Annotated in this window: 27 protein-coding genes; 10 read left to right on the top strand and 17 right to left on the bottom strand. The window is 68.3% G+C overall.

Annotated elements, in window-relative coordinates:
* Complete coding sequence (locus tag OHA10_RS20555; RefSeq protein WP_371407849.1) at window positions 1-822, top strand: NAD(P)H-binding protein; 822 nt, start codon at window positions 1-3, stop codon at window positions 820-822.
* 31 nt (window positions 823-853) lie between these two features.
* Here OHA10_RS20555 and OHA10_RS20550 read toward each other — a convergent pair whose 3' ends face one another.
* Window positions 854-1,375 carry an isochorismatase family protein gene (locus tag OHA10_RS20550; protein WP_371407848.1) on the bottom strand — a complete coding sequence of 174 codons (522 nt, stop codon included), beginning with the start codon at window positions 1,373-1,375 and terminating at the stop codon, window positions 854-856.
* 97 nt (window positions 1,376-1,472) lie between these two features.
* Here OHA10_RS20550 and gndA point away from each other — a divergent pair, with 97 nt between their 5' ends.
* On the top strand, window positions 1,473-2,912 hold the full coding sequence (gndA, locus tag OHA10_RS20545; RefSeq protein WP_371407847.1) for an NADP-dependent phosphogluconate dehydrogenase: 1,440 nt from the start codon (window positions 1,473-1,475) through the stop codon (window positions 2,910-2,912).
* Here gndA and OHA10_RS20540 read toward each other — a convergent pair.
* Window positions 2,840-4,264, bottom strand: a complete 1,425-nt coding sequence (locus OHA10_RS20540) for an MFS transporter (RefSeq protein WP_371407846.1) — start codon at window positions 4,262-4,264, stop codon at window positions 2,840-2,842. The genes gndA and OHA10_RS20540 overlap by 73 nt on opposite strands.
* Window positions 4,264-4,641, bottom strand: a complete 378-nt coding sequence (locus OHA10_RS20535; RefSeq protein WP_371407845.1) for an ester cyclase — start codon at window positions 4,639-4,641, stop codon at window positions 4,264-4,266. The genes OHA10_RS20540 and OHA10_RS20535 overlap by 1 nt, the downstream gene beginning before the upstream one ends.
* A 70-nt stretch (window positions 4,642-4,711) precedes the next feature.
* On the opposite strand from OHA10_RS20535, the gene OHA10_RS20530 reads away from it, so the two are divergent.
* Together OHA10_RS20530 and OHA10_RS20525 are read left to right on the top strand one after the other, a co-directional pair.
* Complete coding sequence (locus tag OHA10_RS20530; RefSeq protein ID WP_371407844.1) at window positions 4,712-5,329, top strand: TetR/AcrR family transcriptional regulator; 618 nt, start codon at window positions 4,712-4,714, stop codon at window positions 5,327-5,329.
* Window positions 5,330-5,370: 41 nt separating this feature from the next.
* On the top strand, window positions 5,371-5,817 hold the full coding sequence (locus OHA10_RS20525; RefSeq protein ID WP_371407843.1) for a DUF6319 family protein: 447 nt from the start codon (window positions 5,371-5,373) through the stop codon (window positions 5,815-5,817).
* A gap of 131 nt (window positions 5,818-5,948) precedes the next feature.
* Here the strand turns inward: OHA10_RS20525 and OHA10_RS20520 are convergent, their stop codons facing one another.
* Complete coding sequence (locus tag OHA10_RS20520) at window positions 5,949-6,962, bottom strand: alcohol dehydrogenase catalytic domain-containing protein (protein ID WP_371407842.1); 1,014 nt, start codon at window positions 6,960-6,962, stop codon at window positions 5,949-5,951.
* Between the two features lie 12 nt (window positions 6,963-6,974).
* On the bottom strand, window positions 6,975-7,718 hold the full coding sequence (locus OHA10_RS20515; RefSeq protein ID WP_371407841.1) for a glucose 1-dehydrogenase: 744 nt from the start codon (window positions 7,716-7,718) through the stop codon (window positions 6,975-6,977).
* Between the two features lie 96 nt (window positions 7,719-7,814).
* Here OHA10_RS20515 and OHA10_RS20510 point away from each other — a divergent pair, with 96 nt between their 5' ends.
* The 4 genes from OHA10_RS20510 (at window position 7,815) to OHA10_RS20495 (ending at window position 11,082) form a co-directional block, all read left to right on the top strand.
* Window positions 7,815-8,762, top strand: coding sequence for a LysR family transcriptional regulator (locus OHA10_RS20510; RefSeq protein ID WP_371407840.1), 948 nt, complete (start codon window positions 7,815-7,817; stop codon window positions 8,760-8,762).
* A 354-nt stretch (window positions 8,763-9,116) separates the two neighbouring features.
* The gene (locus OHA10_RS20505; RefSeq protein ID WP_371407839.1) at window positions 9,117-9,653 is read left to right on the top strand and encodes a DUF6817 domain-containing protein; all 537 of its coding nucleotides are present in this window, start codon (window positions 9,117-9,119) and stop codon (window positions 9,651-9,653) included.
* A gap of 26 nt (window positions 9,654-9,679) precedes the next feature.
* A complete protein-coding gene (locus OHA10_RS20500; RefSeq protein WP_371407838.1) occupies window positions 9,680-10,609 on the top strand; it encodes an alpha/beta fold hydrolase in 930 nt (309 codons plus the stop codon).
* A gap of 56 nt (window positions 10,610-10,665) precedes the next feature.
* Window positions 10,666-11,082 (top strand): hypothetical protein, encoded by a 417-nt coding sequence (locus OHA10_RS20495; protein ID WP_371407837.1) that lies wholly within the window; start codon window positions 10,666-10,668, stop codon window positions 11,080-11,082.
* Here the strand turns inward: OHA10_RS20495 and OHA10_RS20490 are convergent.
* The 7 genes from OHA10_RS20490 to OHA10_RS20460 form a co-directional block, all read right to left on the bottom strand.
* Entirely contained in the window at window positions 11,072-11,791 is a 720-nt protein-coding gene (locus OHA10_RS20490) for a PIG-L deacetylase family protein (RefSeq protein WP_371407836.1), read from the bottom strand. The genes OHA10_RS20495 and OHA10_RS20490 overlap by 11 nt on opposite strands.
* 28 nt (window positions 11,792-11,819) lie before the next feature.
* The gene (locus OHA10_RS20485) at window positions 11,820-13,118 is read right to left on the bottom strand and encodes a D-arabinono-1,4-lactone oxidase (RefSeq protein ID WP_371407835.1); all 1,299 of its coding nucleotides are present in this window, start codon (window positions 13,116-13,118) and stop codon (window positions 11,820-11,822) included.
* Window positions 13,115-14,281 (bottom strand): amino acid deaminase/aldolase, encoded by a 1,167-nt coding sequence (locus tag OHA10_RS20480; RefSeq protein WP_371407834.1) that lies wholly within the window; start codon window positions 14,279-14,281, stop codon window positions 13,115-13,117. The genes OHA10_RS20485 and OHA10_RS20480 overlap by 4 nt, the downstream gene beginning before the upstream one ends.
* Before the next feature lie 42 nt (window positions 14,282-14,323).
* On the bottom strand, window positions 14,324-15,112 hold the full coding sequence (locus OHA10_RS20475; protein ID WP_371407833.1) for a hypothetical protein: 789 nt from the start codon (window positions 15,110-15,112) through the stop codon (window positions 14,324-14,326).
* Entirely contained in the window at window positions 15,109-16,266 is a 1,158-nt protein-coding gene (locus tag OHA10_RS20470) for a M15 family metallopeptidase (RefSeq protein ID WP_371407832.1), read from the bottom strand. The genes OHA10_RS20475 and OHA10_RS20470 overlap by 4 nt, the downstream gene beginning before the upstream one ends.
* 278 nt (window positions 16,267-16,544) lie before the next feature.
* Window positions 16,545-17,645: a succinyldiaminopimelate transaminase gene (dapC, locus tag OHA10_RS20465; protein WP_371407969.1), complete on the bottom strand. Its 1,101-nt coding sequence runs from the start codon at window positions 17,643-17,645 to the stop codon at window positions 16,545-16,547.
* A 64-nt stretch (window positions 17,646-17,709) separates the two neighbouring features.
* Window positions 17,710-18,180: a MarR family winged helix-turn-helix transcriptional regulator gene (locus tag OHA10_RS20460; RefSeq protein ID WP_371407831.1), complete on the bottom strand. Its 471-nt coding sequence runs from the start codon at window positions 18,178-18,180 to the stop codon at window positions 17,710-17,712.
* 87 nt (window positions 18,181-18,267) lie between these two features.
* Here OHA10_RS20460 and OHA10_RS20455 point away from each other — a divergent pair, with 87 nt between their 5' ends.
* Entirely contained in the window at window positions 18,268-18,645 is a 378-nt protein-coding gene (locus tag OHA10_RS20455) for a DoxX family protein (protein WP_371407830.1), read from the top strand.
* A gap of 29 nt (window positions 18,646-18,674) precedes the next feature.
* Window positions 18,675-19,748 carry an FAD-dependent oxidoreductase gene (locus OHA10_RS20450; RefSeq protein WP_371407829.1) on the top strand — a complete coding sequence of 358 codons (1,074 nt, stop codon included), beginning with the start codon at window positions 18,675-18,677 and terminating at the stop codon, window positions 19,746-19,748.
* Here the strand turns inward: OHA10_RS20450 and OHA10_RS20445 are convergent.
* The 5 genes from OHA10_RS20445 to OHA10_RS20425 all read right to left on the bottom strand — a co-directional run bounded on the left by OHA10_RS20445 (window position 19,739) and on the right by OHA10_RS20425 (window position 23,237).
* A complete protein-coding gene (locus tag OHA10_RS20445; RefSeq protein ID WP_130445451.1) occupies window positions 19,739-20,032 on the bottom strand; it encodes a co-chaperone GroES in 294 nt (97 codons plus the stop codon). The two genes, OHA10_RS20450 and OHA10_RS20445, sit on opposite strands and share 10 nt — an antisense overlap.
* A 41-nt stretch (window positions 20,033-20,073) precedes the next feature.
* Window positions 20,074-20,337 (bottom strand): DUF3618 domain-containing protein, encoded by a 264-nt coding sequence (locus OHA10_RS20440; protein WP_137253290.1) that lies wholly within the window; start codon window positions 20,335-20,337, stop codon window positions 20,074-20,076.
* A 68-nt stretch (window positions 20,338-20,405) separates the two neighbouring features.
* Window positions 20,406-21,449, bottom strand: coding sequence for a glucose 1-dehydrogenase (locus tag OHA10_RS20435; protein WP_371407828.1), 1,044 nt, complete (start codon window positions 21,447-21,449; stop codon window positions 20,406-20,408).
* Window positions 21,450-21,453: 4 nt separating this feature from the next.
* Window positions 21,454-22,296: a transglutaminase domain-containing protein gene (locus OHA10_RS20430; RefSeq protein ID WP_371407827.1), complete on the bottom strand. Its 843-nt coding sequence runs from the start codon at window positions 22,294-22,296 to the stop codon at window positions 21,454-21,456.
* Window positions 22,293-23,237 (bottom strand): alpha-E domain-containing protein, encoded by a 945-nt coding sequence (locus OHA10_RS20425; protein ID WP_371407826.1) that lies wholly within the window; start codon window positions 23,235-23,237, stop codon window positions 22,293-22,295. The genes OHA10_RS20430 and OHA10_RS20425 overlap by 4 nt, the downstream gene beginning before the upstream one ends.
* Between the last annotated feature and the right edge of the window lie 5 nt (window positions 23,238-23,242).

Raw genomic sequence — 23,242 nt, 5'->3', positions numbered from 1 at the left:
GTGACGATCCTGATTACGGGTGCAACTGGAAACGCCGGCGGCGCCGTCGTGCAATCGCTGGCGGAACAAGGCATCCCGGGCCGGGCGCTGATCCGCTCCGAAGCCGCGCTGCCGGACGGCATCGAGCCTGTGTACGGCGACCTGAACAAGCCGGACACCTTCGTGGACGCGCTCACCGGCGTCACGGGGATCTTCCTGCTGAGCGGGTACGACCGGCTCGAGGAATTGCTCGCGAATGCTGTGTCTGCAGGGGTTCGGAAGGTGGTTGTGCTGTCGAGCAGTTCCCTCGACGGCGAGCTGACGAACGCGGTCGCGGCGTACCACCATGCCACCGAGGAAGCGGTCCGGGCTGCTGGACTGGATTGGACCTTCCTGCGACCGAACTCGTTCATGTCGAACACCTTGCGCTGGCTGGATCAGCTCAGGGCGGGTGACGAGGTGCGGGTGCAGTTCCCGGACGTGCCGGTGTCGACGATCCATCCACGGGACATCGCGGATGTCGCAGTCGCGGCTCTGCTGGGGTCGTCGGATGGCGAAGTACTGCGGTTGACCGGTCCGGTCGCGCTGACACCTGTGGAGCAGGTCGCGATCCTGGGTGAGGGCATCGGGCGGACGCTGACGGCGTACCCGATGAGTCGGTCGGAGACCCACGATGCATTGCTCGCCTCGATGCCGGCGCCGTATGCCGCAGCCATCGAGTCCTTCTTCGGCGACGCCACCATCGACGAAACCACCGTCAACAACACGGTCACCGAGGTCACCGGCCAAACACCCCGCACCCTACAAACCTGGGTCCAGGAGAACGCCGGGCTCTTCGTCTAGTACTGCGGTCAGCCCCGGAGCGTGCGGTGGGCTACTTCAGCGCGTTCAAGTACTCGGTGCTGGTGCAGACCTCGCCGACGCGTGGGAACACGTTCGCGACCGCGAACTCGTGTGCCGCCCCATCCAGCCCCGTCATAGCGTCCGTGATGAAGAACGTCTCGTAGCCAAGATCCGACGCCGCTCGCCCGGTGGACTCGACGCCGAAGTTCGTCGCGATGCCGGCGAGAGCCACGTTGGCGATCCCCCGGGACTGGAGTTCGGCGTCGAGAGGGGATCGGCCGAAGGCGCCGATCGTGCGCTTGACGATCTCCAAGTCGCCGGGCTGCGGCACCACCTCCGCCGCGAACTCGCTCCCCTCCGGCTGTACGTCGACGCCTGGCCGCTCGACCCGGACGTTCACCACCAGCCCGCCCGCCGCCCGCGTCGCCGCGGCCAGTTCGACCGAGCGTTCGAGCACGGCCTGCCCGCTCAGGGGCGCGGTCTCCAGTGCGATGATCCGCGGCATCAGGTCGATCAGGACGAGCGCAGTACGACGGGACTCGAGAGAGTTCACGAGGTGAGCCTAAGGTCCAGTACGGGCCCGCTGCCCGGGTCTCTTGCCGGGCGCGCGAGACTTGGTCCGCACACAACTCGAGACTGCGGGAGATTCCATGAGTTCTGCCAAAGCCCAGATCGGTGTCACCGGCCTTGCGGTGATGGGCCGCAACCTGGCCCGGAACCTCGCGCGCAACGGGTTCAGCGTCGCGCTGCACAACCGCTCCCAGGCCCGCACGGACTCGCTGGTCGAGGAGTTCGGTTCCGAGGGCGACTTCGTCCCGTCGACGGACCTGGCCGGTTTCGTCGAGTCGCTGGAGCAGCCGCGCAAGATCATCATCATGGTCAAGGCCGGTGCGCCGACCGACGCGGTCATCGACGAACTGGTGCCGCTGCTCGACGAGGGTGACATCGTCGTCGACGCCGGCAACGCGCACTTCCTCGACACCCGGCGCCGCGAGAGCGCGCTGAAGGAGAAGGGTCTGCACTTCGTCGGCAGCGGCGTGTCCGGCGGCGAGGAGGGGGCACTGAACGGCCCGAGCATCATGCCGGGCGGTTCGCCGGAGTCGTACGCCGCACTCGAGCCGATGCTGACCAAGATCTCCGCCCACGTGAACGGCGAGCCGTGCTGCGTGCACGTCGGCCCGGACGGCGCCGGCCACTTCGTGAAGATGCTGCACAACGGCATCGAGTACGCCGACATGCAGCTGATCGCCGAGGCGTACGACCTGCTCCGCCACGTGCTCGACCTGTCCCCCGCCGAGCTGGCCGACGTGTTCCGCGACTGGAACACCGGCGACCTCGAGTCGTTCCTGATCGAGATCACCGCCGAGGTGCTCAGCCAGACCGATCCGACCACGGGCGGCGCGTTCATCGACATCGTCCTCGACCAGGCCGAGCAGAAGGGCACGGGCCGCTGGACCGTACAGTCCTCGCTCGACCTCGGCATCCCGGTCAGCGGCATGGCCGAGGCCGTGTTCGCCCGGTCCCTGTCGGGTGACGTCGTACGGCGGGAAGCGGCTGCCGGCGTACTGCCGGGGCCCGCCAACCCCAAGGTGGACGTCGACCGGCAGGCGTTCATCGACGACGTACGGCACGCGCTGTACTCGTCGAAGCTGGTTGCGTACGCGCAGGGCTTCGACGCGATCCGGGCCGCGAGCGACGAGTACAACTGGGACATCGACCTCGGTGCGATGGCGACGATCTGGCGTGGCGGGTGCATCATCCGGGCCCGGTTCCTCGACCGCATCAAGGAGGCGTACGACCGGAACCCGGACCTGCCGTCACTGCTCGTCGACGACTACTTCAAGGAAGCAGTCGCCAACGGGCAGGAGGCATGGCGACGGGTGGTGGCCGCCGCCGCGACCGTCGGCGTACCGGCTCCGGGATTCTCGGCAGCCCTGTCGTACTACGACGGCCTGCGGGCCGAGCGACTGCCGGCCGCTCTGATCCAGGGTCTCCGCGACCTGTTCGGGGCGCACACCTACAAGCGTGTCGACCGTGAGGGCAGCTTCCACCTGGAGTGGTCGGGCGACCGCTCCGAGAGCACCCAGTAGACCGCTACCGCCGCGACGCACAGGAAGCCGGCCGCTCCGAGGCTCGCCACGTTGAACCCGTGGACAGCATCGGAGTGGGCGGCGACCGTGCCTGCGACTGTGCTCAGCAGCGCCGTACCGAGTGATGCGCCGACCTGCTGAGAGGTCATCACCATGGCGCCGGCCACCGCAGTGTCAGGGCCGGCGCCAAGGGTCGCGGTGCTGTTGGCCGTTATCAGCACCCATCCGGTCCCCAGACCGACCAGCAGGAACACCGGCATGACGTGCAGCCAGTAACTGCTGTCTGCCCTGAGCAACCCGAGCAGTGCGAGCCCTGCAGCGATGATCAGCAACCCCGGGCAGATGAGAGAGCGCACCGACGCTTTGGCCAGCAGTCGACTCACTGCGCGTACACCGACCATCAGGCCCACGGTCAGCGGCAGGAAGGCCAGACCGGCTTTCAGCGGCGAGTAGTGCTGGATGTTCTGCAGGTAGAAGGTCAGGAAGAACAGCGCGGCGAACATGCCGATCGCCAGGCTGAACACAGCCAGGTACGAAGCACCTCGCCTGCGATCCGCGAGGACCCTCAACGGCAGCAGCGGGTACTTCGATCGCGCCTGCACCGCCAGGAACGCCGCCAGCAACACCACTCCACCTGCTAGCGAGGCGTACGACGCCGGAGCGCTCCAGCCGTCCGACTCCGCCCGGGCGAACCCGAACACGACCGCCATCAGCCCAGCAGTCGCCAGCAAGGCACCTATCAGGTCGATCCGTACCCCACTGGCGCGCGGGACCGGACGTACGGCGTACAGGACGCCTCCCGCTGCCAGTGCGGCGATCGGGAGGTTGACGAACATGCACCACCTCCAGTCCAGGTACTGCGTCAGCACGCCGCCGACCAGCACGCCCAGACCGGACGCACTGCCCATCGCCGTCCCGTAGATCCCGAATGCCTTCCCACGCTCAGCCGGCAACGGGAACGAGGCCGCCAGCGTTGCCAGCACCGCCGGCGTCAGCAGCGCGCCGAAGACTCCTTGCAATGCACGCCCGGTCAGCAGCATTGCCGGTCCGGTCGCGGCCCCACCAAGCGCTGAGGCTGCTGCGAAACCAGTCAGTCCCACGAGCAGCGCGCGGCGTCGCCCGATCAGGTCGCTCATCCGTCCACCGAGCAGCAGCAAACCGCCGTACCCCAAGGCGAACAGCGTGATCACCCACTGCCGCGCCGGATCCGACATCCCCAACGCCCGCTGCACAGACGGCAGCGCGATATTCACGATGGTCAGGTCGATCCCCACCATCAACTGAGCCGTAGCCACCGCCCCCAACGCCCACCACCGCCGAACATCAACCTCGGGCACCACCGTGGCTGCCACTAGAACATCCCGTTCGAGTTGGCGGCCGTGTCCGGAATCTGCTGCATGACATCCCAGTGCTCGACGATCCGCCCGTCCCCGTCGAGCCGGAAGATGTCGACGATCGCCGTGCCGGCCTGGCCCGGCACGCGTACGCCGTGGACGTGGGCGATCACGTAGTCGCCGTCCGCGAAGAGGTGCTTGACCTCGGCCCGCAGGTCCGGGAAGTCCTCGCGGATCGTCGCGACGAACTCCTCGAAGCCGGCGATGCCGTCCGCGATCCGGGGGTCGTGCTGGGTGTAGGTGTCGCCGATCAGCTTGGCCGCGGCGTGGAAGTTCTTCTGGTTCAAGCCGGTCTCGTAGAAGTCGAGGACGGCTTGTTTGTTGCGTTCGCTCATGGTCATCCTTAAGTGAACAGCTGTAGTGCTACGACTGTAAGGCAACGTCCGTTGCAATACAATCGACTTCATGGACGCTGGAACGTCGCGCAGCCGGAACCGTCGCGGGCAAGGGGAGCTGCTGCGGCAGGAGATCATCGAGGCCGCGCTGCGGATGCTGAACGAGCTCGGCGACGACGAGGCGCTCTCGCTGCGCGCGGTCGCCCGCGAGGTCGGGATCGCAGCAACCTCGGTCTACATCCACTTCGCCGACCGCGACGAGCTCGTCTTCGCGGCCCTCGAGAAGTCCACGACCGACCTCCTCCGCGACCTCGAGCAGGCCGAGGACAACGCCGGAAAAGATCCGGTACGGCGACTGCGCGCACGACTGCTCTTCCTCGGCAGCTGGGTGCGCGAGTACTCCGGCCTCTACAAGGTGCTGCACGAGAGCACGCTCAACCGGCGTATGCACCTGGTCTTCAAGGAGGAGCTGTCGACGCGCGCGACCGCCGCCGTGCAGGCCTGCATGGACGCCGGCCTGGCACCCGCGGACGATGCGAGAGCGGTAGCGCTGGATCTCCGGGCCGCAGTGCACGGCGCGGTCTCGATCCGGATCAACGAGCCGGAGGCCGATCTACCGCCGCTGGCAGACCAGATCGACCGCTTCCTGGTGAAGCTGGTTGGCCTACGAATCGAACATGTGTTCTAATAGTCACACAGCGCCAGTCCCAGAAGGAGATCGCCGCAACGATGACTGTAGACACTCTGGCAGTAGAGACGCCGTCCGACCTCGCCGACACTCCCGACCCGATCAACCCGTCGGCAGGCACGCCGGAAACGACGCCCGAAACGACGCTTGAAGCCACGTCGGCCCCGGTCGAGGCTCCCAAGCCGAAGAAGGCGCCGGCGAAGAAGGCTGCCGGCAAGAAGGCGAAGACCATCGAGCTCACGCTCACCGTCACCGGGACGGCGGACGGCGAGTGGCACGCCGAGCTCAAGCAGGGCACGACCTACCTGGCCCGCGACCTGGCCGTTGCCGCGGCCGCGGTGTCCCGTGCGGCCAAGGAGCTGCACGAAGACCTCTCGACCCCGATCGACGAGGTGATCGAGGAGGCCCGCTCCCAGCAGGCCGCCAAGGTGGCCGCGCTCGAGGCCGAGCTGGAAGCCGCGAAGAAGGCCCTCGCCGACCTCGACTGAGGCGGCGGCTTGGCCTGATCCGATCCCGACGCAGGACTCCCCGTGGTAGTCACCTTCCCTGATCACCACGGGCAGCAAATGCAGAACCCGTCCGCAACCGTGTGAGGTGGTTGCGGACGGGTTCTGGGGATCTACTCGGGTTGGGTCTTGAGCACGATGCGCAGGTTGGCCTTCGGCTGGTGTTGCCAGGCGTCCTCGGCCTGCTCGAGCGGGAACGTCTCGATGATCGGCCGGATGTTCTTCAGTACCGCGAAGTTCAACGTCTCCTCGGAATCCTGAGCCACCCCGGAGTACCAACCGGATACGGACAACCGCCCCTCGGACAGCGCGTGCCCGGTGACCTGGATCGGGTCGCTGCCTTCGAGCACGATCAGCTCACCGTTCGGACGCAGACCTTTGACCAGGTCCGACTGGAGATCAGCGCGGGACACGGTCGCGAGTACGACGGCCGCGCCGCCGAGCGCGTGCAGGGCCTCACCGGCATCGCCCTCGTTGCTGTCGATGTACTCGTCCGCCCCGAGCTGACGAGCCAGCTTCTCCTTGTCCCGGCCGCGGTTGATCGCCACCGTCCGGAAGCCCATCCTGTCGGCGAACTGGATCGCCAGGTGACCGACACCGCCGACACCCTGCACCGCGACCGTGTCCCCCGGTCCGGCCTTCGCATGCCGGAGCGCGTTGAACGCCGTGATCCCGCCACACATCAACGGCGCCGCGTCCTCGAACGACAGCGCCTCCGGGATCCGCGCCACCGCGTCCTGCGGCGCCACCATGAACTCGGCGTACCCACCGTCGTACGACGTACCGACGATCGTGCGACTCACGCAGTTCGTGAAGTCGCCGCGCCGGCAGAACTCGCAGGTGAAGTCGACGCCACCGGACCAGCCGACGCCGACCCGCTGACCGACCTCCCAGACCGTGACGCCCTCGCCGACCGCGTCCACGACGCCGGCGATCTCATGTCCGGGGATCCGCGGCAGCACGGTGCCGAAGAGCGCGTTCCGCGGGATCGCGTCACCGCCGCAGATCCCGCAGGCATGCACCTTCACCCGGATCTGCCCGGCCTTCGGCTCCGGGATCGGTACATCGGTCACCACGAACGGGCCACCGGCCTGCTGGACCTGGGCCGCACGCATGGTTTCAGTCATTCTCGTATCCCCTCAGTGCATTCCGCCGTCGGCAACGATCTGCTGGCCGGTGATCAACCCGGCCTCATCACTCGCGAGGAAGGCCGCGATCGCGGCCACGTCCTCGGTCGTGCCCAACCGCCCGATCGGCACCATTGCGATCAGACTCTGCTTGTAGTCGTTGTTGGCCGGGTCGGTGAAGATCCCCGCGCCGTCGATCGGGCCCGGCACGATCGTGTTCACCGTGATCCCGCGCGGCCCGAGCTCGAGCGCGAGCACCCGCGCCAGGTAGCCGGTGGCGACCTTGCTGGTGCCGTACAGGCCGACCCCGATCTGCGGGACCGTGGTGGTGTTCGACGAGATCGTGATGATCCGGCCGTTGTCCGCGATCCGCCGGGCCGCCTCGCGCAGCACGAAGTACGGACCCTTGGTGTTGACCCGGAACAGCAGGTCGAAGTCCTCCTCGGTCACGTCGGCGACCGGGACGTTCACCTTCTCCATACCGGCGTTCGCGACCACGATGTCGACCTGGCCGAACTCGTCCACGGTCGCGTCGTACAGGCGCTGGATCCCGTCGACCTGGGACACGTCGGCAGCGACCGAGATGGCCTGCACCCCGAGCGCCTTGGCCGCGTCGAGTACCTCGTTCGCAGCGGACTCGTCGCGGGAGTAGTTGACCACGACGTTCGCGCCCTGGGCGGCGAGGCGGAGCAGGATCGCCCGGCCGAGCCCCTTCGACGAGCCGGTGACGAGCGCTGTTTTCCCCTTGAGCGTCATCCTTTTCCTTCTCCGTTCAGTGGCCTGTTTCGATCGTCCTGCCAGATCGCCGCCGGCGGAAACAGAGACTTGTTGGCGAGGGCACAACGGATCGTTGTGGCACGATGGCTGGGTGGATGCGAGGACCGGGTGGATCTGAGCCTGCGGCTGCTGGAGGCGCTAGAGGCCGTTGCGGCCGAGGGCAGCATGACGCGCGCGGCCGGAGTTCTGAACCTGACGCAGCAGGCGGTCAGCGGACAGATCCGTCAACTGGAACGCGTGATCGGGACCCCGCTGGTCGAGCGACGCCCGACCGGGATCGAGCTGACCCCGGCCGGCGAGGTCGTGCTCAAGCAGGGTGCCGCGCTGTTGACGTCCGCACAGGCCATGGTCACCGAGGCGCGGCTCACGGCGACGGGTCGACCGGATCCGCTGCGGATCACGTTCAAGGCGCAGAGTACGGCGCATTTCATGCCCGCGGTCGAGGCTGCGCTACGACGAGGAGTGCCCGAGGTCGAAGTACGGCCGATCTCGTCGCACACGTTGCCGGACGAGATCGCCGCGCTCGTCGAAGGGCGAGCGGATGCCGCGTTCCTGTGGTTGCCGATCGGGGACGACCCGCGCTTCACCGTCCATCCGCTGCTCGAGGAGGAACGGTGGGTCGCGCTGCCACCGGGACATCCGTTGGAGACGCGTACGTCGTTGTCCATCGAGGATCTCGCCGACGTACCGGTGGTCGGGCCGCGGGACGGGATGCCGGAAGCGGTGGTGAACTTCTGGTTCATCGACCCACGCCCGGACGGCAGTCGCGCGGTCTTCGGCCCGCAGGCACGGACACCCGAGGAGTGCCTGCACCTGGTCGCCGCGGGACACGGCTGCTGGATCGCGCCGGCATCGACCGTCACGTACTTCGCCCAACCGAAGCTCACCTGGCTGCCGCTGATCGACGCGCCGCCGAACGTACTGGCGCTGATCTGGCCCAAACACACCGTGAACCCGCTCCTGCACCGGCTCCTCGAGGAGACCCGCCGCGCACTGCACCCCTTGCCAACGGCGACGACCTAGCTCAGCGCGCTGGTCAGCGTGATGGTGAGCAGGGTCATGGCGGCCATGACGGCGATCAAGGTCCAGCGGGCTGCGGCGTTACTCATGGATTCATGGTCGGCAGCGGGATCCTCGGTGGGAATGGGTGAGCCCGGGATTCAGGGGACGCTCCGGGGTGTGGTCCGGTGAAGTCCTGACCGCCAGCGCCTCCGCCACCGACTCAGGGAACAGGAAATGAACGGGGTGTGACCGAAACGGCACGCCGCAGCTGTGGGCGGGGGTGGGCGGTTGGCCTTACCGTGGGTGACCTGGGCCGGTCCGAAGGGCCCTGATCTGTTCGGGCGATTTGGCCGCTCCGGGGTGAGAAGAGGTCAGATGAGCACTTTCCAGGACTTGGGTTCGCTGCTGCTGGTGCGCGGCGCCGACGAGATCGACCACGCGGGGGGAAGCCTGTACGTGCACCTGCATCGGGTCGCCAAGCGCCTCAGCTCCCTCGGCGCCTCCGACACTTTGGTGCTCGCCGGCCTCGCGCACGCCGCGTACGGGACGGACGGTTTCCCCACCCACCTCTTCGACTGGAAGACCGAGCGCCCGGTCCTGGAGTCGGTGATCGGCGCCGAGGCCGAGCAGATCGTCTACCGGTACGGCGCCTGCGACCGCGAGACCACGTGGCGCGACCTCGCCGAGCACCGCACGGTCGCGGACCGCTTCACCGGGACGTCGGAGGAGCTCGACACCGTGGACCTGCGCGACTTCGTCGACCTGACGATCGTCAACGAGCTCGACGTCCTCGACAACGATGCCAAGCGCGCGGTCAAGCTCGGTCCGTTCCTCACCGAGCAGATCCCGCGCTGGCAGTCCCTGGCCTCGCCCGCCGTCCTGACCGAATCGCAGCGCATCCTGCAGCTGTAACATCCTGCTGCTGTAACACTGGGGGCGTGAAACGGTTCCTGTGGCGGGGGTTCCTGGGACTTCTCGGGTTCTGGCTGATCGTCACCGCGGCATCACTCGGCTACAACCTCGCCACCAACGGGACCGCAGCACCACCGCCCGGGCTGAAGTACGTCCAGACCGGTGACATCAACACCCGTTACGAATCCTGGGGTACGTCGGGCACACCCGTCGTACTCGTCCACGGTGCAGCGGAATCCGTCGACACCTGGTCACGCCTGATCCCGCTGCTCGCGACGAAGCACCGCGTGTACGCGTACGACATCGCCGGCTACGGGTACTCCGAGCGCAAAGCGCCGTACACGATCGAGCATCTCGCGGCGCAACTGCTCGGTTTCCTGGACGCCATGCACCTCGGCGGACCTGGCGAGCCGCGGCCGATCCTGGTCGGGCACTCGCTCGGTGCGGGCGTCGTCGCCGAGGCAACCCTCGAGGCGCCGGACCGGATGGCCGGGATCATGTTCCTCGACGGTGACGCGCTGCCGTTGCCGGGTGGGCAGGCCGGTCCGCCGCGCTGGCTGATCGTTCCGCCGTACCGGACCTCGCTGTTCCGGCTGGTGCTCGATCAGGGCTGGCTGCTGAAGAAGATCTACAACAGCGTCTGCTCCCCCGACTGCCCGGCGATGAACGTCGACGACTGGACCCGCCCGTTCCGGCAGCCGGGTGCCGAGAAGGCGGTCTGGCAGATGACCGCGCACGGAATCCCGGCCGTTTCGGCCGATCGCCTGACCGAACTCCGCGACCTCCCGATCCCGAAGTCGGTCGTCTTCGGCGCGCTCGACACCAACGGCGGCAACGCGACCGAGACCGCGACCCGCATCGGCGCCCCCGCGCCGACCCTGATCCCGAACGCCAATCACCTCACGCTGATCTCCAACCCGACCGAAGTCGCGGCGGCGATCAACTCGCTTCGCTAGGGCATGTCTCACGCAGATTCCTGGAAGACGTCCGCCGGGCGACGGATGATCGGGATATGGCCCGTTACGAAGTGGTTGCGCGCGCGAAGACCGATCGACGCCTGTCCGATTTCGCCTACCTCGAGCTCGCCCTCGAGTCCTGGTCGCTCGACAAGGGCATGCGGTTCCAGCGGGTCGAAGATCTGCCCGACGGGACGATCGCGATCGTCCTCCAGCAGAAGCTGTCGCCGCGCAAGCACGACGACGCCTGCGCAATGGCGAACCGGAGCCTCGCCCAGCTGGGCATCCCGGCCAGTCAGGTCCAGCAGATCGACCTGCACCGGATGACCCGCAAGGGCGGTCGCGCGCTGGTCCGCTCGTGGGTCGGCCCGGGCAACCCGCCCGGCCCGGGCACCGCCGGCGACCGTGAGCCGCGGCGCCCGAAGCCGATGCCTCCGCACCTGAACGCGTCCCGCGAGCTCCCTACGGAGTGAAGACCTCGAACCGCGCGCCGTACTTCGTGCCCAGCTGAGTGCCGGTCGGACGCGAAACGCCCTCGAGGAACTCCTCCGGGTCGAACGCGCGGTTCAACCCGTCGATGTAGGCCTGGTGCGCCTTCAGCGACTGCACGCCGACGTCGAACGTGTCGGTCGTGTCGACGCCGTGCCGCGAGTTCGGTGAGCCGGCCGCCCAGACCTGTCGTACGCCGTCCCACTTGTCGCCGGCGTCCGGGAAGATCCACCGGTTGGCGGCGTCCCGGACCGCGTCGATCGTCGCGCGGCCGGTGTTGATGTGGTCGGCCTGGTTCAGCGCCACGTCGCCGTCCCAGGTGTCGCGGAAGTTGCCGGTGATGACGATCTCCGGCTGGTGCCGGCGGATCGCGGCGGCGATCACCCGCCGCAGCGGCACGCCGTACTCGATGGTTCCGTCGGGCTGGCCGAGGAACTCGACCGAGGACACCCCGACGATCCGGGCCGACTCGATCTCCTCGGCCTCCCGCAGCGGTCCGCACTCGGCCGGGTCGACACCGTCGATCCCCGCCTCGCCGGACGTCAGCAGGCAGTACACGATCTGCTTCCCCTGGCCGGTCCAGCGCGCGATCGCGGCCGCCGATCCCCACTCGAGATCATCCGGGTGCGCGACAATCGCCAGCGCCTTCTGCCAATCCTCGGCCAACGGCTCGAGCCCCTCCGCAGCATTCATGCTTGGCAGGCTATCGCCCGCCCGAGCCTCAGCCGAAGACCTGACGGGTGTAGGCGTTCTCGAAGGTGCGTTGCGGGTCGAGCCTGTCGCGGACGGCGAGGAAGTCGTCGAAGTGCGGATACCGCGCTCGCAGGTCGGTCGCGGTCAGGGTGTGCAGCTTGCCCCAGTGCGGCCGTCCGTCGTAGTCGGCGACGACGTTCTCGAACGCCTGGAAGTACGGATCGTGCGGCAGCCGGTGGTACTGATGGATCGCGATGTACGCCGTCTCCCGCTCCGAAGCCGTGGACAGCCAGATGTCGTCCGGCGCGGCCACCCGAACCTCGATCGGGAACGGGATCCGGGACCCCGATGTGTCGATCCAGTCCCGCAGCCGACGAATCACCTCGACGACGTGCTCGCGCGGCACGGCGTACTCCGACTCGCGGAAGATCACGTTGCGCTCGGAACAGAACACCTTGTACGACGAATCGACGTACTCCCGGGCTGACAGTGCACGTGAGGCGAGCTGGTTGATCCGCGGCACCATCGCCGGCCGGCGCACTGCGAGGCGGTTGGTCAGCTCGAAGACCTTGTTGGACAGCAGCTCGTCGTCCACCCAGCCGCGGATCCGGCCGACCGGAGCCGCGTCGACGCCCGGCGCGACCCGGTTGTTGCGCTTGGTCAGCGCGATGTCGGTATGCGGGAACCAGTAGAACTCGAAGTGATCGTTGCCATCGGCAAGCTCATCGAACCCGTCCAGTACTTCGGCCAGCGGCAGCGGCATCTCCTGCGCCCGCAGCAGGAACGCCGGCACGCACTGCAGGGTCAGCGAGCTGATCACGCCGAGCGCCCCGACCGAGACCCGCGCCGCGGCGAAGACGTCCGGATTCTCCTCCGCCGAGCAATGCAGGACCGAGCCGTCCGCCGTGACCAGGTCGAGCGCGACGACCTGCGTCGCGAGCCCGCCGAGCCCCGCGCCGGTCCCGTGCGTGCCGGTCGAGATCGCGCCGGAGATCGTCTGCTTGTCGATGTCGCCGAGGTTCGCCATGGCGAGGTCGAACGCCGCCAGCCCTGCGTTCAGCTTCCGCAGGCCGGTGCCTGCGCCGACCGTCACCCGGCCGGACGCCTGGTCGGCGTGCGTGATCGAGGACAGGCCATCGAGACGGATCATCACCTGTTGCGGCACCGAGCAACCCGTGAACGAATGCCCCGAGCCGACCGCCTTGAGCTTCTTGCCCTGCTCGGCGGCGGACTTGACCGCGGCCGCGAGCTCGTCGGTCGACCCCGGGCGCAGAGTCTCGACCCCGGTCGCCGACTCGGTGCCGGACCAGTTCCGCCAGGTGCTCATCCGAAGTTCTTCCCTTCGCCGCGGTAGGTGAGGAGTTCTTTCACCTGCTCACTCGACCCGTCCGAGCCGATCGCGTGCACGACGTCGAACCGCTCCAGCATCTCGCCTGCCTTCGCGTAGCGCATCCATACTCTGTCGCCGAGATTCAGCGGTTCGGCTGATTGTCCCTGGACCGGAGTCTGCACCTCGCCGGCGCCTTCCGTGCCGAGCAGCTTCAGGCCGGACGGCCAAGCAGGCAACGGCAACCGCGACTTCTTCGCCGGCCCCGACGCGACGTACCCGCCGCCGAAGAGCGTGGCGATCCGGGGCGCGGGACGACGTACGACGTCGAGCGCGTAAGCCATCGCGTGCTCCGGCTGGAAGACGTCGTACTTGTCGAAGAGGGTCGGGCCGTAGAGACCCGAGCCGGCGGTGACCTCGGTGACGGACGGGTCGGCGCTGCTGATCTCCAGGCTGCCCGTGCCGCCGCTGTTCACGATCCGCAGCGCCGCGACCTGCTTGACCGCGTCGACGACCGCACCACGGCGGTCGGCGAGCTCAGCGGCCGAGCGGCGCTTCACCCAACGGACGGCGGGCGAGGTGTCAGGCAGCCCGGCGATCTGCGCCTCGTAGAACATCACGCCGGTCAGCTCGAACGCGTCGTCGGCGGCGACGGTTCGAGCCAGCGCCGCGACGTCGGCCGGGGTCCGCAGCGGCGAACGGCGTACACCGAGATGCTGGCCGAAGACGCGGAGCGAGGCGTCGACGTCGAGGCAGACCTGGATCCGGGCGGTGCCGGTCGCTGCTGCCTTGATGTACGCGAGGTGCTCGGGCGAGTCGATCATCAGCGTGATCCTGGCCGCCGCTTCGGCGTCCTCGGAGAGTTCGCGCAGAGCCGTGCGGTGCGTGGTCGGGTAGCCGAGCAGGATGTCGTCGACGCCGTTGCGCGCCAGCCAGAGCGCCTCGGGCAGCGCGTAGCTCATCACGCCGTGGAAGCCGGGCCGCTCGAGCGCGGCCGCGATCAGCGCGCGACAGCGGACCGACTTCGAGGCGATCCGGATCGGCGTACCCCCGGCGCGGCGGACCAGGTCGTCCGCGTTCCGCCCGAACGCGTCGAGGTCGATCACGGCGTACGGCGCATCGAGACCCGCGGTCAGACGGGCATACCGGTCGAAGTCACCCATAACCGGAGTGTAGGTCACGAAATACTGAAAGGTAATACAACTTTAGGATTCGTCTATCACCTCCTCGAAGGCCGGTACGACGGTGCGCGCCCAGTTGGCCTGCTGATCCGGCGTGGCAGAGGTGGTCGCCAGGAGGGCGACGGTGGAGCCGTTGACCACGGACAGGTCGACGTAGGACTCGGCTGCGGCGTAGGCGCGAACTGCCGCCGTTGCTGTAGTGGTGGCCCAGAGCTGTTTCACAGAGAGATCGCCGGCGGATCCGCAGGCCTTCATTCGGGCCTGGTACCCGGCGTAGTAGTCCGCAGCCTGTGCAGAGTCTTTGAAGCGTAGTAGCAGGGCGGTGGCGGGCTGGGCGTCGGCCGTGCGGTAGCTGCCGGTCAGGGCGTAGGCGGGGATTGGGAGCGAGCCGGTGACGGGCTTGCCGGCGCAGCCGGACGGCAGGGCTTCGTAAGAGGCCTGGTGGGGGTCACGGCGGCGGGTCCAGGTGTTGTTGCCGATGAAACCGGCCTCCGCGCCGCCAGGGTCTGTGTAGGTCTTCCAGCCGGCACCAAGCTTGTCCGGCGTCGGCAGGTTGCGCGCGGTGAGCGGTCCGGCGTTGGCAGGCGGCGGTGCGGTCGCCTGCTCCGGCACCTCCGGCGGGACGGCCGCATCTGTCGGCTTGGCGGTGCTCATGGTCGCGGGCGGGACGGGCACCGTCCCGCCGACCGTGCTGGGGATGACCGGCGAAGCGGACCGCTGGACGACACCGGGCGCGGGCTGCTGAGCCGCAGAGTTGGAGCTGCAGCCTGCGAGCACCACCAGCAGCACACCAGCGACCGCTATGCGTTTCACTTCGGCTCGAAGTGCTGGTAGTCGGGCTTGGCCCAGCCTGCGCCCCAGAAGTACCCCTGGCCGACCAGCGCCTTCGTCGGCACGCTGCTCGCGAACAGCATGCCCGGACGCGCCGGCGTACGAGTGCGGTACGCCAGCCCGTTCGACGGGTACCAGACACCGTTCGCGGCCAGGTACGGGTTCTCCACGGTGTTGATGTCGATCGCCCACCCGTACGAGTGTGGCGACAGCGAGTACGGATCACCCGTCACGCGCCGGCAGTTGAACGCCGAGGTGTTGTCGGCCGCCATCGACTTCACATCGCTGCCGCCGAACACATCCACCCGCCGCATCTGCCGGATCGGGAACTTCGACGCGAACGTCGTGGTCCAGACCGTGATCATCTTCGCGACGGCGGCATCCCGCAGGATCAGCTCACCCCGGTGCACGTGGCCGTCGAAACCCCAGTAGTTCAGCTGCAACAGCCGCAGTGACGCCGGTGCGACCGGACAGCCGGCGCGGTACGTGTTCGGCACCATCGCGGCGGACACGGCGTACACCTTGGGGTTCAGCGCGGCTTTGATCACGATCGTCGCCAGGCCGGAGTACTCCATCGCGGCCTGGGCGACGTACCGGGTGACGACGCGCACCGTCCGGGTGGCCGGCAGGTCGTCGGGGACCCGGAGCCGGAAGTTGCCCTTGGCATCCATGACCCCGATGTTGAGCAGCTGCCACTTACCGCTGCCGAGATAACTCTGCAGCGCGAGCTCCTTGCCCGGCTCGGCCGGCACCATCCGGCCGGTGACCGAGACACCGGTCAGCGTGGCGTACCAGGACGCCGGCGTGTTGATCAGGATCTTCCGGTCCTGGATCGGCACGGTCCGGTACGCCGAGATCGCGAGCGCCGTCTCCGCCTTCACCCCGATCATCGTGCGGAACGCCCAGGTCCCGGTGTACGCCGAGACGTAGCTGAACCTGTACACGCCACCGGCGGTGGTGCGGGTCGACGCACGCAGTACCCAGGCTCCGGGGACACGCTGCCACAAGGTGATGTACGACCCGGTGATCGGCTGGCTGATCTTGCCGGTGAAGATCGTCGGCTTGTCCTCCCAGGACGCGGCCGGCTGATCCAGCGTGATCGACCAGGCCGGCGCGGGAGTCGCCGCCGGCGTCACAACCGGCTTCGGCGTCGAGGTTGGACTGGGCGTTGGCGTGGGTGACGGTGTTGATGAGGGTGTTGATGAGGGTGTCGATGAAGGTGTCGATGAAGGTGAGGTCGACGGCGACGGGGAGTCGTCCGCGTGCGCGACACTCACCGGCCCCAGACCCAGCAGCACCGCAACAGCCACCCCAACGAAGCGTCTCATCCGCCTCACCCTCCCCTTGACAACACCCGTACCCCTTATAAGAGGCGGCCACACCGGGATACGTCACACGGGAGTGCGGACTACGTTTACTCCTGCAGTCGCTTCACCGCGGAATCGATGCGCTCGTCGGTCCCGGTCAGCGCGACGCGGATGTGCCGCTCACCAGCAGTGCCGTAGAACGCACCGGGAGCGACCAGGATGCCCCGGTCCGCCAGCGCGCCGACGGAGCCGTACGCGTCGTAGGAGGGGTGCGACGCCCACAGGTAGAGCCCGCCGTTGGACAGCGTGATCTCCCAGCCCGCATCGGTCAGGGCATCCCGCAGTACCGCACGCCGCCGGAGGTAGCGAGCACGCTGCTCCTCCACGTGTACGTCGTCCGCGAACGCAGCCGCCATCGCAGCCTGGATCGGCGACGGCACCATCAGCCCGGCGTGCTTGCGTACGGCAAGCAGCTCGGTCACGACGGTCGGGTCGCCGGCCACGAAGCCACCGCGGTACCCAGCCAGGTTGGACCGCTTGGACAGCGAGTGCACCGCGAGCAGGTTGTCGAAGCTGCCGCCGGACACGTCCGGGTGCAGCACGGACACCGGCTTCTCGTCCCAGCCGAACTCGGTGTAGCACTCGTCGCTGACCAGCAGTACGTCGTTCGCCCGCGCCCACTCGACCGCCCGGCGCAGATCGGCCGCAGGGGTGATCTCACCGGACGGATTGCGCGGTGAGTTCAGGTACGCGACCCGGACCGGCGCGTCGTACGCCGTGGGGTCCGCCACCGGCACGCTGGTTGCGCGGGCGAGCGCAGCGCCCGCCTCGTACGTCGGGTACGCCAGATCCGGGATCAGGATGGTGTCTCCGGCACCGATACCCAGCAGCGTCGGCAGCATCATGATCAGCTCTTTGGTACCGATCACGGGCAGCACGCCGCTCTTCGGGTCCACCCCGGTCACGTCGAGGCGCCGAGCCATCCAGTCCACCGCCGCCTGCCGCGAGGCCGACGTACCGATGGTCGTCGGGTACGACGGGGCGTCCGCCGCGTCGGCCAGCGCCTTCTTGACCAGATCGGGCACCGGGTCCACCGGGCTGCCGACGGACAGGTCGACGATGCCGTCAGGATGCTCCGCCGCCTTCTGCTGATAAGGGGCGAGCTTGTCCCACGGGAAGTCTGGCAACCGGCTGGAGGTCTCGAAGATCACGGGCCCATTCTCCCCCGCCCGCCGATCGCGGCGCCTCCGCCTGCCCGCTCCGCGAGAAACGTCAGCAGTCCTTGCCCGGATCAACCTTCGCGAGAATCGTGTCGGCGATGTCCTTGAGCTGCGCCAGCTGCTCCGGCGTCAGGACGTCGATCACGTAGTCGCGAACTGTCGCGACATGCCCCGGAGCGGCGGCGACGAGGACCTCGTAGCCGCTGTCGGTGATGGTGGCGACGGTGATCCGCCCGTCGTCCTCGGCGGGCCGGCGCTCGACGAAACCTCGCTGCTCGAGACGCTTGACCACATGGGACAGCCGGGACAGCGAGCCGTTCGCGAAGCCGGCCAGGTCGCTCATCCGCCGCGACCGCCCCGGCGACTCGGACAGGCCGGCGAGCACGAGGTACTCGAAGTGACTCAGCCCGGAGTCCCGCTGCAACTGGTAATCGAGCACCCCGGGCAGCTTGAACATCAGGGCAGCCAACGACATCCAGGTCGCCAGCTCATCCTGCTCCAGCCACCGCGCATCCCCCGCCATGACGCCATTCTACCGGATTACTTGACGCTTCAAGTCAGATACCTCTACGGTTGAGTTGATGCGTCAACCAATAACTGAGAGTGGGATATGAACGTCTTTCTGTGGATCGTCGCCGGAGTGCTGGCCGCCTTCTTCCTGGCCGCCGGCGCGACCAAGCTGAGCCAGAGCCGGCGCAAACTGCTGGCCAACCCGAACATGAAGTGGGTCGAGGACTTCTCCGCGGGCACGATCAAGCTGATCGGCACCGCCGAGGTGCTGGGTGCGCTCGGACTGATCCTGCCGGGTGCGCTGGACATCGCGCCGGTGCTCGTCCCGCTGGCCGCGACCGGGCTCGGTCTGATCATGATCGGCGCGATCATCACCCACGGCCGCCGCAAGGAATTCCAGCCGATCGCCATCAACATCGTCATCCTGATCCTCACGGCCCTGGTCGCGATCTTCCGGTTCGGGCCCAACAGCTTCTAGCCGCTGCCCACCGCCCGTACGCTGCTCGGATGACGTACGACGTGGCGGTGGTGGGGGCCGGTGCGATGGGGTCGGCGGCGGCCCGTGCACTGGCGGCGGCCGCGCGGGACGTCGTCGTACTGGAGCAGTTCACGCTCGGGCACGAGCGGGGTGGCTCGCACGGTGCGACGCGGTTGTTCCGGCCGGCCGCCGACGACGCCGAGGTGGCTGAGCTGACCGAGCGGGCGCGGCCGTTGTGGCGGGAGCTGGAGGCCGACTCGGGCGAGACGCTGCTCGAGGAGACCGGCGGGATCGACCACGGGATGAGTGCGGCGTCGGTCGAGGTCTTCCGGTCGTTGCATGGGGCAACCGGGTCGGTGCTGACGGCGGAGGAGGCCGCCGAGCGATGGCCCGGGTTCCGGTTCGAGTCGCCGGTCCTCTACCAGCCGGGGTCCGGCCGGCTGTACGCCGATCGCACCGTGCACGCGCTGCAGACGGTGGCGAGCCGGCTCGGCGCGGAGTTCCGCGTGCAGTCGCCGGTACGGGCACTGCGGCTCCACGACGACCTGGTCGAGCTCGACGTACCGGGTGGAGCAGTGCGGGCGCAGCAGGTCGTCGTGACGACCGGGCCGTGGACTCCGAAGCTGCTGGACGGTTTGGTGCCGTTGCCGCGGTTCACGGTGACGCAGGAGCAGCCGCGGTTCTTCACTCCGTTGTCGGACGACCTGGAGTGGCCCAGCTTCGTGCACTGGGGTCCTGACTGCTACGGCCTCTACGAGCCGGGGTCAGGTGTGAAGGTCGGCATGCACGCCAGTGGGCCGGAGGTCGACCCCGACACCCGCGACTTCCGGCCCGAGCCGGAGCGGGACGCTGCACTCCAGCGGTACGTCGCGCAGTGGTACCCGGGGCTGGACCCCGGGCGGTCCACTGCGATCAGCTGCCTCTACGACAACACACCATCGGCCCGGTTCGTCATCGACCGCGCCGGACCGATCACCGTCGCCGCCGGCTTCTCCGGCCAGGGCTTCAAGTTCGTTCCGCTGGTCGGCGAGCTCGTTCGCGACCTGGTCACGGGCGGTGCGAAGGCACCGGCCCGCTTCGGTTTTCAGAGATATCAGAGATAAAGGCCGGTCTGGCCGTCTTCCAGGCGGCCGGCCGCGACCGCGTGCAGGTCGCGTTCGCGCAGCAGGATGTAGTCGTCGCCGCGAACCTCCACCTCGGCCCGGTCCTCCGGGTCGAACAGGACGCGGTCGTCGACCTCCACGGTCCGCACGTTGGCGCCGACGGCAACCACCTTCGCCCAGGCGAGCCTGCGACCCATCTGCGCGGTGGCGGGGATCAAGATGCCGGCCGACGACTTGCGCTCACCCTCCTGCTCGAGGGAGACCAGGACGCGGTCGTGCAACATCCGGATCGGGAGTTTGTCGTCGGACAGCCGCTTGCGTGGAGTCACCGGCGACCCACCAGCCGGCGGATCACCAGCAGTACGCCGACGACGCCGACCACCGCACCGGCGACCGCGACGATCTTCTGGGTCCGCAGCTGCCCCTGCTCGTCGAAGACCTGGGACTTGGCCTGCTCGACCTGCCGCAGGGCCACGTTCTTCGGGTTCGCGCGGTCGACGAGCTCGTCGACGGTCGAGGCCAGCCGCAACCGGGTGGCGGCGATGTCCGCCTCGATCTGCTCGGCGGTCCGAGCCTTCGTGTCCGACACCTGTCGACGCTCCTTCCATCCGCGGGGCATGCCCCGATCTGCCCCTCGTCACCCACCATCCTCGCAGGTCATCCCCGCAAGTCCACGACCACCTTGATGTCATCCGGTTCCCGCACCAATGCGTCCGGCCACTTCGACAGCGGCACGGCCCGGGTGATCAACCCCTGCAGCCAGGCCCGATCCGCCGCGAGCAGCACGTCCACAGCGTCCGCGTAGTGCCGTTTGCCCGCATTCACCGTCCCGACCAGCGCTGCGTTGCGCACCACGAGCTGCCGCACCAGCGCGTCCAGCTGGACGTCGACAGTCGCCGGCCCGGGGTGGATCCCGACCAGACACATCACACCGGCCGGCGGGAGCAGTGAAGCGCAGTCGAACACCAACTGCCCCGCTCCGGTCGCCTCGATCACCACATCCGGCACGACGCCGAGCTCTCCCAGGTCGGTCAGGTAAGTCCCACCCAGCGCCCGCACCAGCTCGGGCTTCGGCCCGTCTGTGACCCGGTCGAGCACATGTACGTCGTACCCGCGCTGCCGGGCGATGAGCGCCGCGAGCAGCCCGATCGGACCAGCTCCCGTCACGAGCACATGCTGCGGGCCGAACCACGACCGCGCACCGACCCGGTCCACCTGCTCCCAGGCCTTGGTCAGAATGCTGACCGGCTCCACGAGTACGCCGAGGTCTCCCAGCTCAGCCGGCACCGGCACTGCGAAGTACGGGTCGACCCGCCAGTGCTCGGCGCCGTACCCGTCCATCTCCTTGATGCCGCGCTCGGTGTACTCCCCGTTGCGGCAGAAGTCCCACTCACCACGTGCACATGCCGGACAGGGCACCGGGTCCGGTCGGCGGACCACTCCGGCCACCAGGTCGCCGGGAAGGAAGCCGGAATCCGCAGGCGCCTCCAGCACCCGTCCGAGCGACTCGTGTCCGATGACGAGGTGGTCCGATCCCGGACGTCCGCTGCCGAACGCTCCGGAGACCAGCTCGATGTCGGTTCCGCAGATGCCCGTCAGCAGGCCCTCCACGAGAATCGAACCGTCGGCAACGGGAGGCTCCGGGACCTCACCTACTGTCGCCGAGTCGGACTTGCCCGGCGTCACTGTCATGGCCCGCATGGGCTCAGGCTAACCGGGTCATGTCGACGGTCACCTCGATGGCCGTCGCGGCGCCGCCGGAGTAGATGCCCTTCAGCGGAGACACGTCGCCGTAGTCCCGCCCGGTCGCCACCCAGACGTGCCGGTGACCGATCGAGATGTCGTTGGTCGGATCGAATCCCCACCACTCACCTGTCCACGCCTCCACCCACGCATGACTCTCACCGACGACCGTCTCGCCCACCGACGCATCCGGTTTGGTGTGCAGGTAGCCGGAAACGTAGCGGGCCGGTACGCCGACTGCCCGGAGCATGGCCAAGGTCAGATGCGCGTAGTCCTGGCACACGCCCTCACCGGCCTGCCAGGCGTCGACAGCCGACGAGTGCACACCCGTGGTGCCGCGCTGGTACTTCAGCTTGCCGTGCACCCACTTCGACACGGCCAGCACAGTCTCCTGCGGCGTACAGCCCTTGCGGAGCGAGCGCGCTACCGCTGCGAGCTCCCGGTGCTTCGGGACGTAGACGGTCCACTCCAGGTACTCGGCGTACGCGTCGAGGACCTCAGGTGACTTCAGTTGGGACCAGGTTGCGTCAACTGACGGTGCGGCCTGGTCGGTCGTCTCGACTACGGAGGCCGCGACTACCTTGAGCTCGGTGTGCGGGGTATGCAGGTCGAAGGAGTTGACCTCTGTACCCCAGTAGTCCGTGTACTTGTACGCACGAGTCGCGGGGACCGTCTCCAGCCGCGCCACCATGAGGTTCTGCCGTTCGTCATGGCGTGGAGTCAGTCTGGCCTCGTTGTAGGACTGCGTGACGGCAGTCGCGTACCGATAGCCAGTCGTGTGCACCACCCGGAGACGCCACTTCACAGGTTCACCTCCGCGTTGTTCCACTCGATCCACGGCACCGCATGGAAGTACTGACGGGACACGGCCTCGCCGACCTCGCGGACCATCGTCTGCAGGTCCTGCAGTCTGCCGGTCAGATCGTCCAGCAGGTCTGCGGGCCGGAGGAACTCCAGCTCGCTCCGGGCCTTGCCCAGCAACCGCGCTGCCTCTGCACCAGCACCGATCCGCGCCGCCGGCCCGTGGTCGAGGTCGTCGAGACAGGACTCCGCCTGCTGCAGCGCGTGGAACACCGACCGCGGGAACAGGCGGTCCAGCAACAAGAACTGCACGACCCGCGAGGCATCGAGCGCCCCGCGGTACGTCCGCAGGTACGTGTCGTGCGCGCCGGCGGAACGCAGTACCGTCACCCAGCCTGGTGAGGTCGGCCGGTCGCCGACTCGGGACATCAGCATCCGCACGATCATGTCCACGCGCTCCACCGAGCGACCGAGCACCAGGAACCGCCAGCCGTCGTCGCGGCTCATCGTGGAGTCGGCCAGCCCGGCGAACATCGCTGCTCGGTCCTCGACGAACGTGAAGAACTCGTGCGGCCCCACACGCCGCGCAGCCCGCTGCCGCTCGGGTACGGCGTTCCACATGGCGTTGATGCACTGCCAGAGCTCGCTGGACACCACCTCGCGGGCGACGCGGCTGTTCTCGCGAGCACTGGCGATCGAGGACACGATCGACCCGGTCTCCGGCGACATGGCGACCAGCTCGGTCAGTCCCCACACGTCCAGCGTGCTGCCGTCGGGCGGAGTGATGCCGAGGACCGAGAGCAGCCTGCGGCTGGCCGTGTCCGCGTCGACGGTGGCGTCCTCGAGCAGTTGGTGCACCGACACGTCGAGAATCCGCGCGGTGTCGTCCGCACGTTCGACGTACCGGCCGATCCAGTACAGCGACTCGGCGTTGCGTGCGAGCATCGTCA

It is taken from the genome of Kribbella sp. NBC_00662 (assembly GCF_041430295.1).
GTDB lineage: Bacteria > Actinomycetota > Actinomycetes > Propionibacteriales > Kribbellaceae > Kribbella.
This window is presented reverse-complemented; position numbering and strand designations above follow the sequence as displayed.

Coding starts and splice junctions, on each gene's coding strand:
- OHA10_RS20515 (WP_371407841.1), bottom strand. CDS start 7,718: ATGACGCTCAAGGGGAAAACAGCGCTCGTCACCGGCTCGTCGAAGGGG.
- gndA (WP_371407847.1), top strand. CDS start 1,473: ATGAGTTCTGCCAAAGCCCAGATCGGTGTCACCGGCCTTGCGGTGATG.
- OHA10_RS20460 (WP_371407831.1), bottom strand. CDS start 18,180: ATGGCGGGGGATGCGCGGTGGCTGGAGCAGGATGAGCTGGCGACCTGG.
- OHA10_RS20435 (WP_371407828.1), bottom strand. CDS start 21,449: ATGCGGGCCATGACAGTGACGCCGGGCAAGTCCGACTCGGCGACAGTA.
- OHA10_RS20535 (WP_371407845.1), bottom strand. CDS start 4,641: ATGAGCGAACGCAACAAACAAGCCGTCCTCGACTTCTACGAGACCGGC.
- OHA10_RS20520 (WP_371407842.1), bottom strand. CDS start 6,962: ATGACTGAAACCATGCGTGCGGCCCAGGTCCAGCAGGCCGGTGGCCCG.
- OHA10_RS20450 (WP_371407829.1), top strand. CDS start 18,675: ATGACGTACGACGTGGCGGTGGTGGGGGCCGGTGCGATGGGGTCGGCG.
- OHA10_RS20445 (WP_130445451.1), bottom strand. CDS start 20,032: ATGTTGCACGACCGCGTCCTGGTCTCCCTCGAGCAGGAGGGTGAGCGC.
- OHA10_RS20525 (WP_371407843.1), top strand. CDS start 5,371: ATGACTGTAGACACTCTGGCAGTAGAGACGCCGTCCGACCTCGCCGAC.
- OHA10_RS20495 (WP_371407837.1), top strand. CDS start 10,666: ATGGCCCGTTACGAAGTGGTTGCGCGCGCGAAGACCGATCGACGCCTG.
- OHA10_RS20505 (WP_371407839.1), top strand. CDS start 9,117: ATGAGCACTTTCCAGGACTTGGGTTCGCTGCTGCTGGTGCGCGGCGCC.
- OHA10_RS20455 (WP_371407830.1), top strand. CDS start 18,268: ATGAACGTCTTTCTGTGGATCGTCGCCGGAGTGCTGGCCGCCTTCTTC.
- OHA10_RS20490 (WP_371407836.1), bottom strand. CDS start 11,791: ATGAATGCTGCGGAGGGGCTCGAGCCGTTGGCCGAGGATTGGCAGAAG.
- OHA10_RS20480 (WP_371407834.1), bottom strand. CDS start 14,281: ATGGGTGACTTCGACCGGTATGCCCGTCTGACCGCGGGTCTCGATGCG.
- OHA10_RS20425 (WP_371407826.1), bottom strand. CDS start 23,237: ATGCTCGCACGCAACGCCGAGTCGCTGTACTGGATCGGCCGGTACGTC.
- OHA10_RS20485 (WP_371407835.1), bottom strand. CDS start 13,118: ATGAGCACCTGGCGGAACTGGTCCGGCACCGAGTCGGCGACCGGGGTC.
- OHA10_RS20530 (WP_371407844.1), top strand. CDS start 4,712: ATGGACGCTGGAACGTCGCGCAGCCGGAACCGTCGCGGGCAAGGGGAG.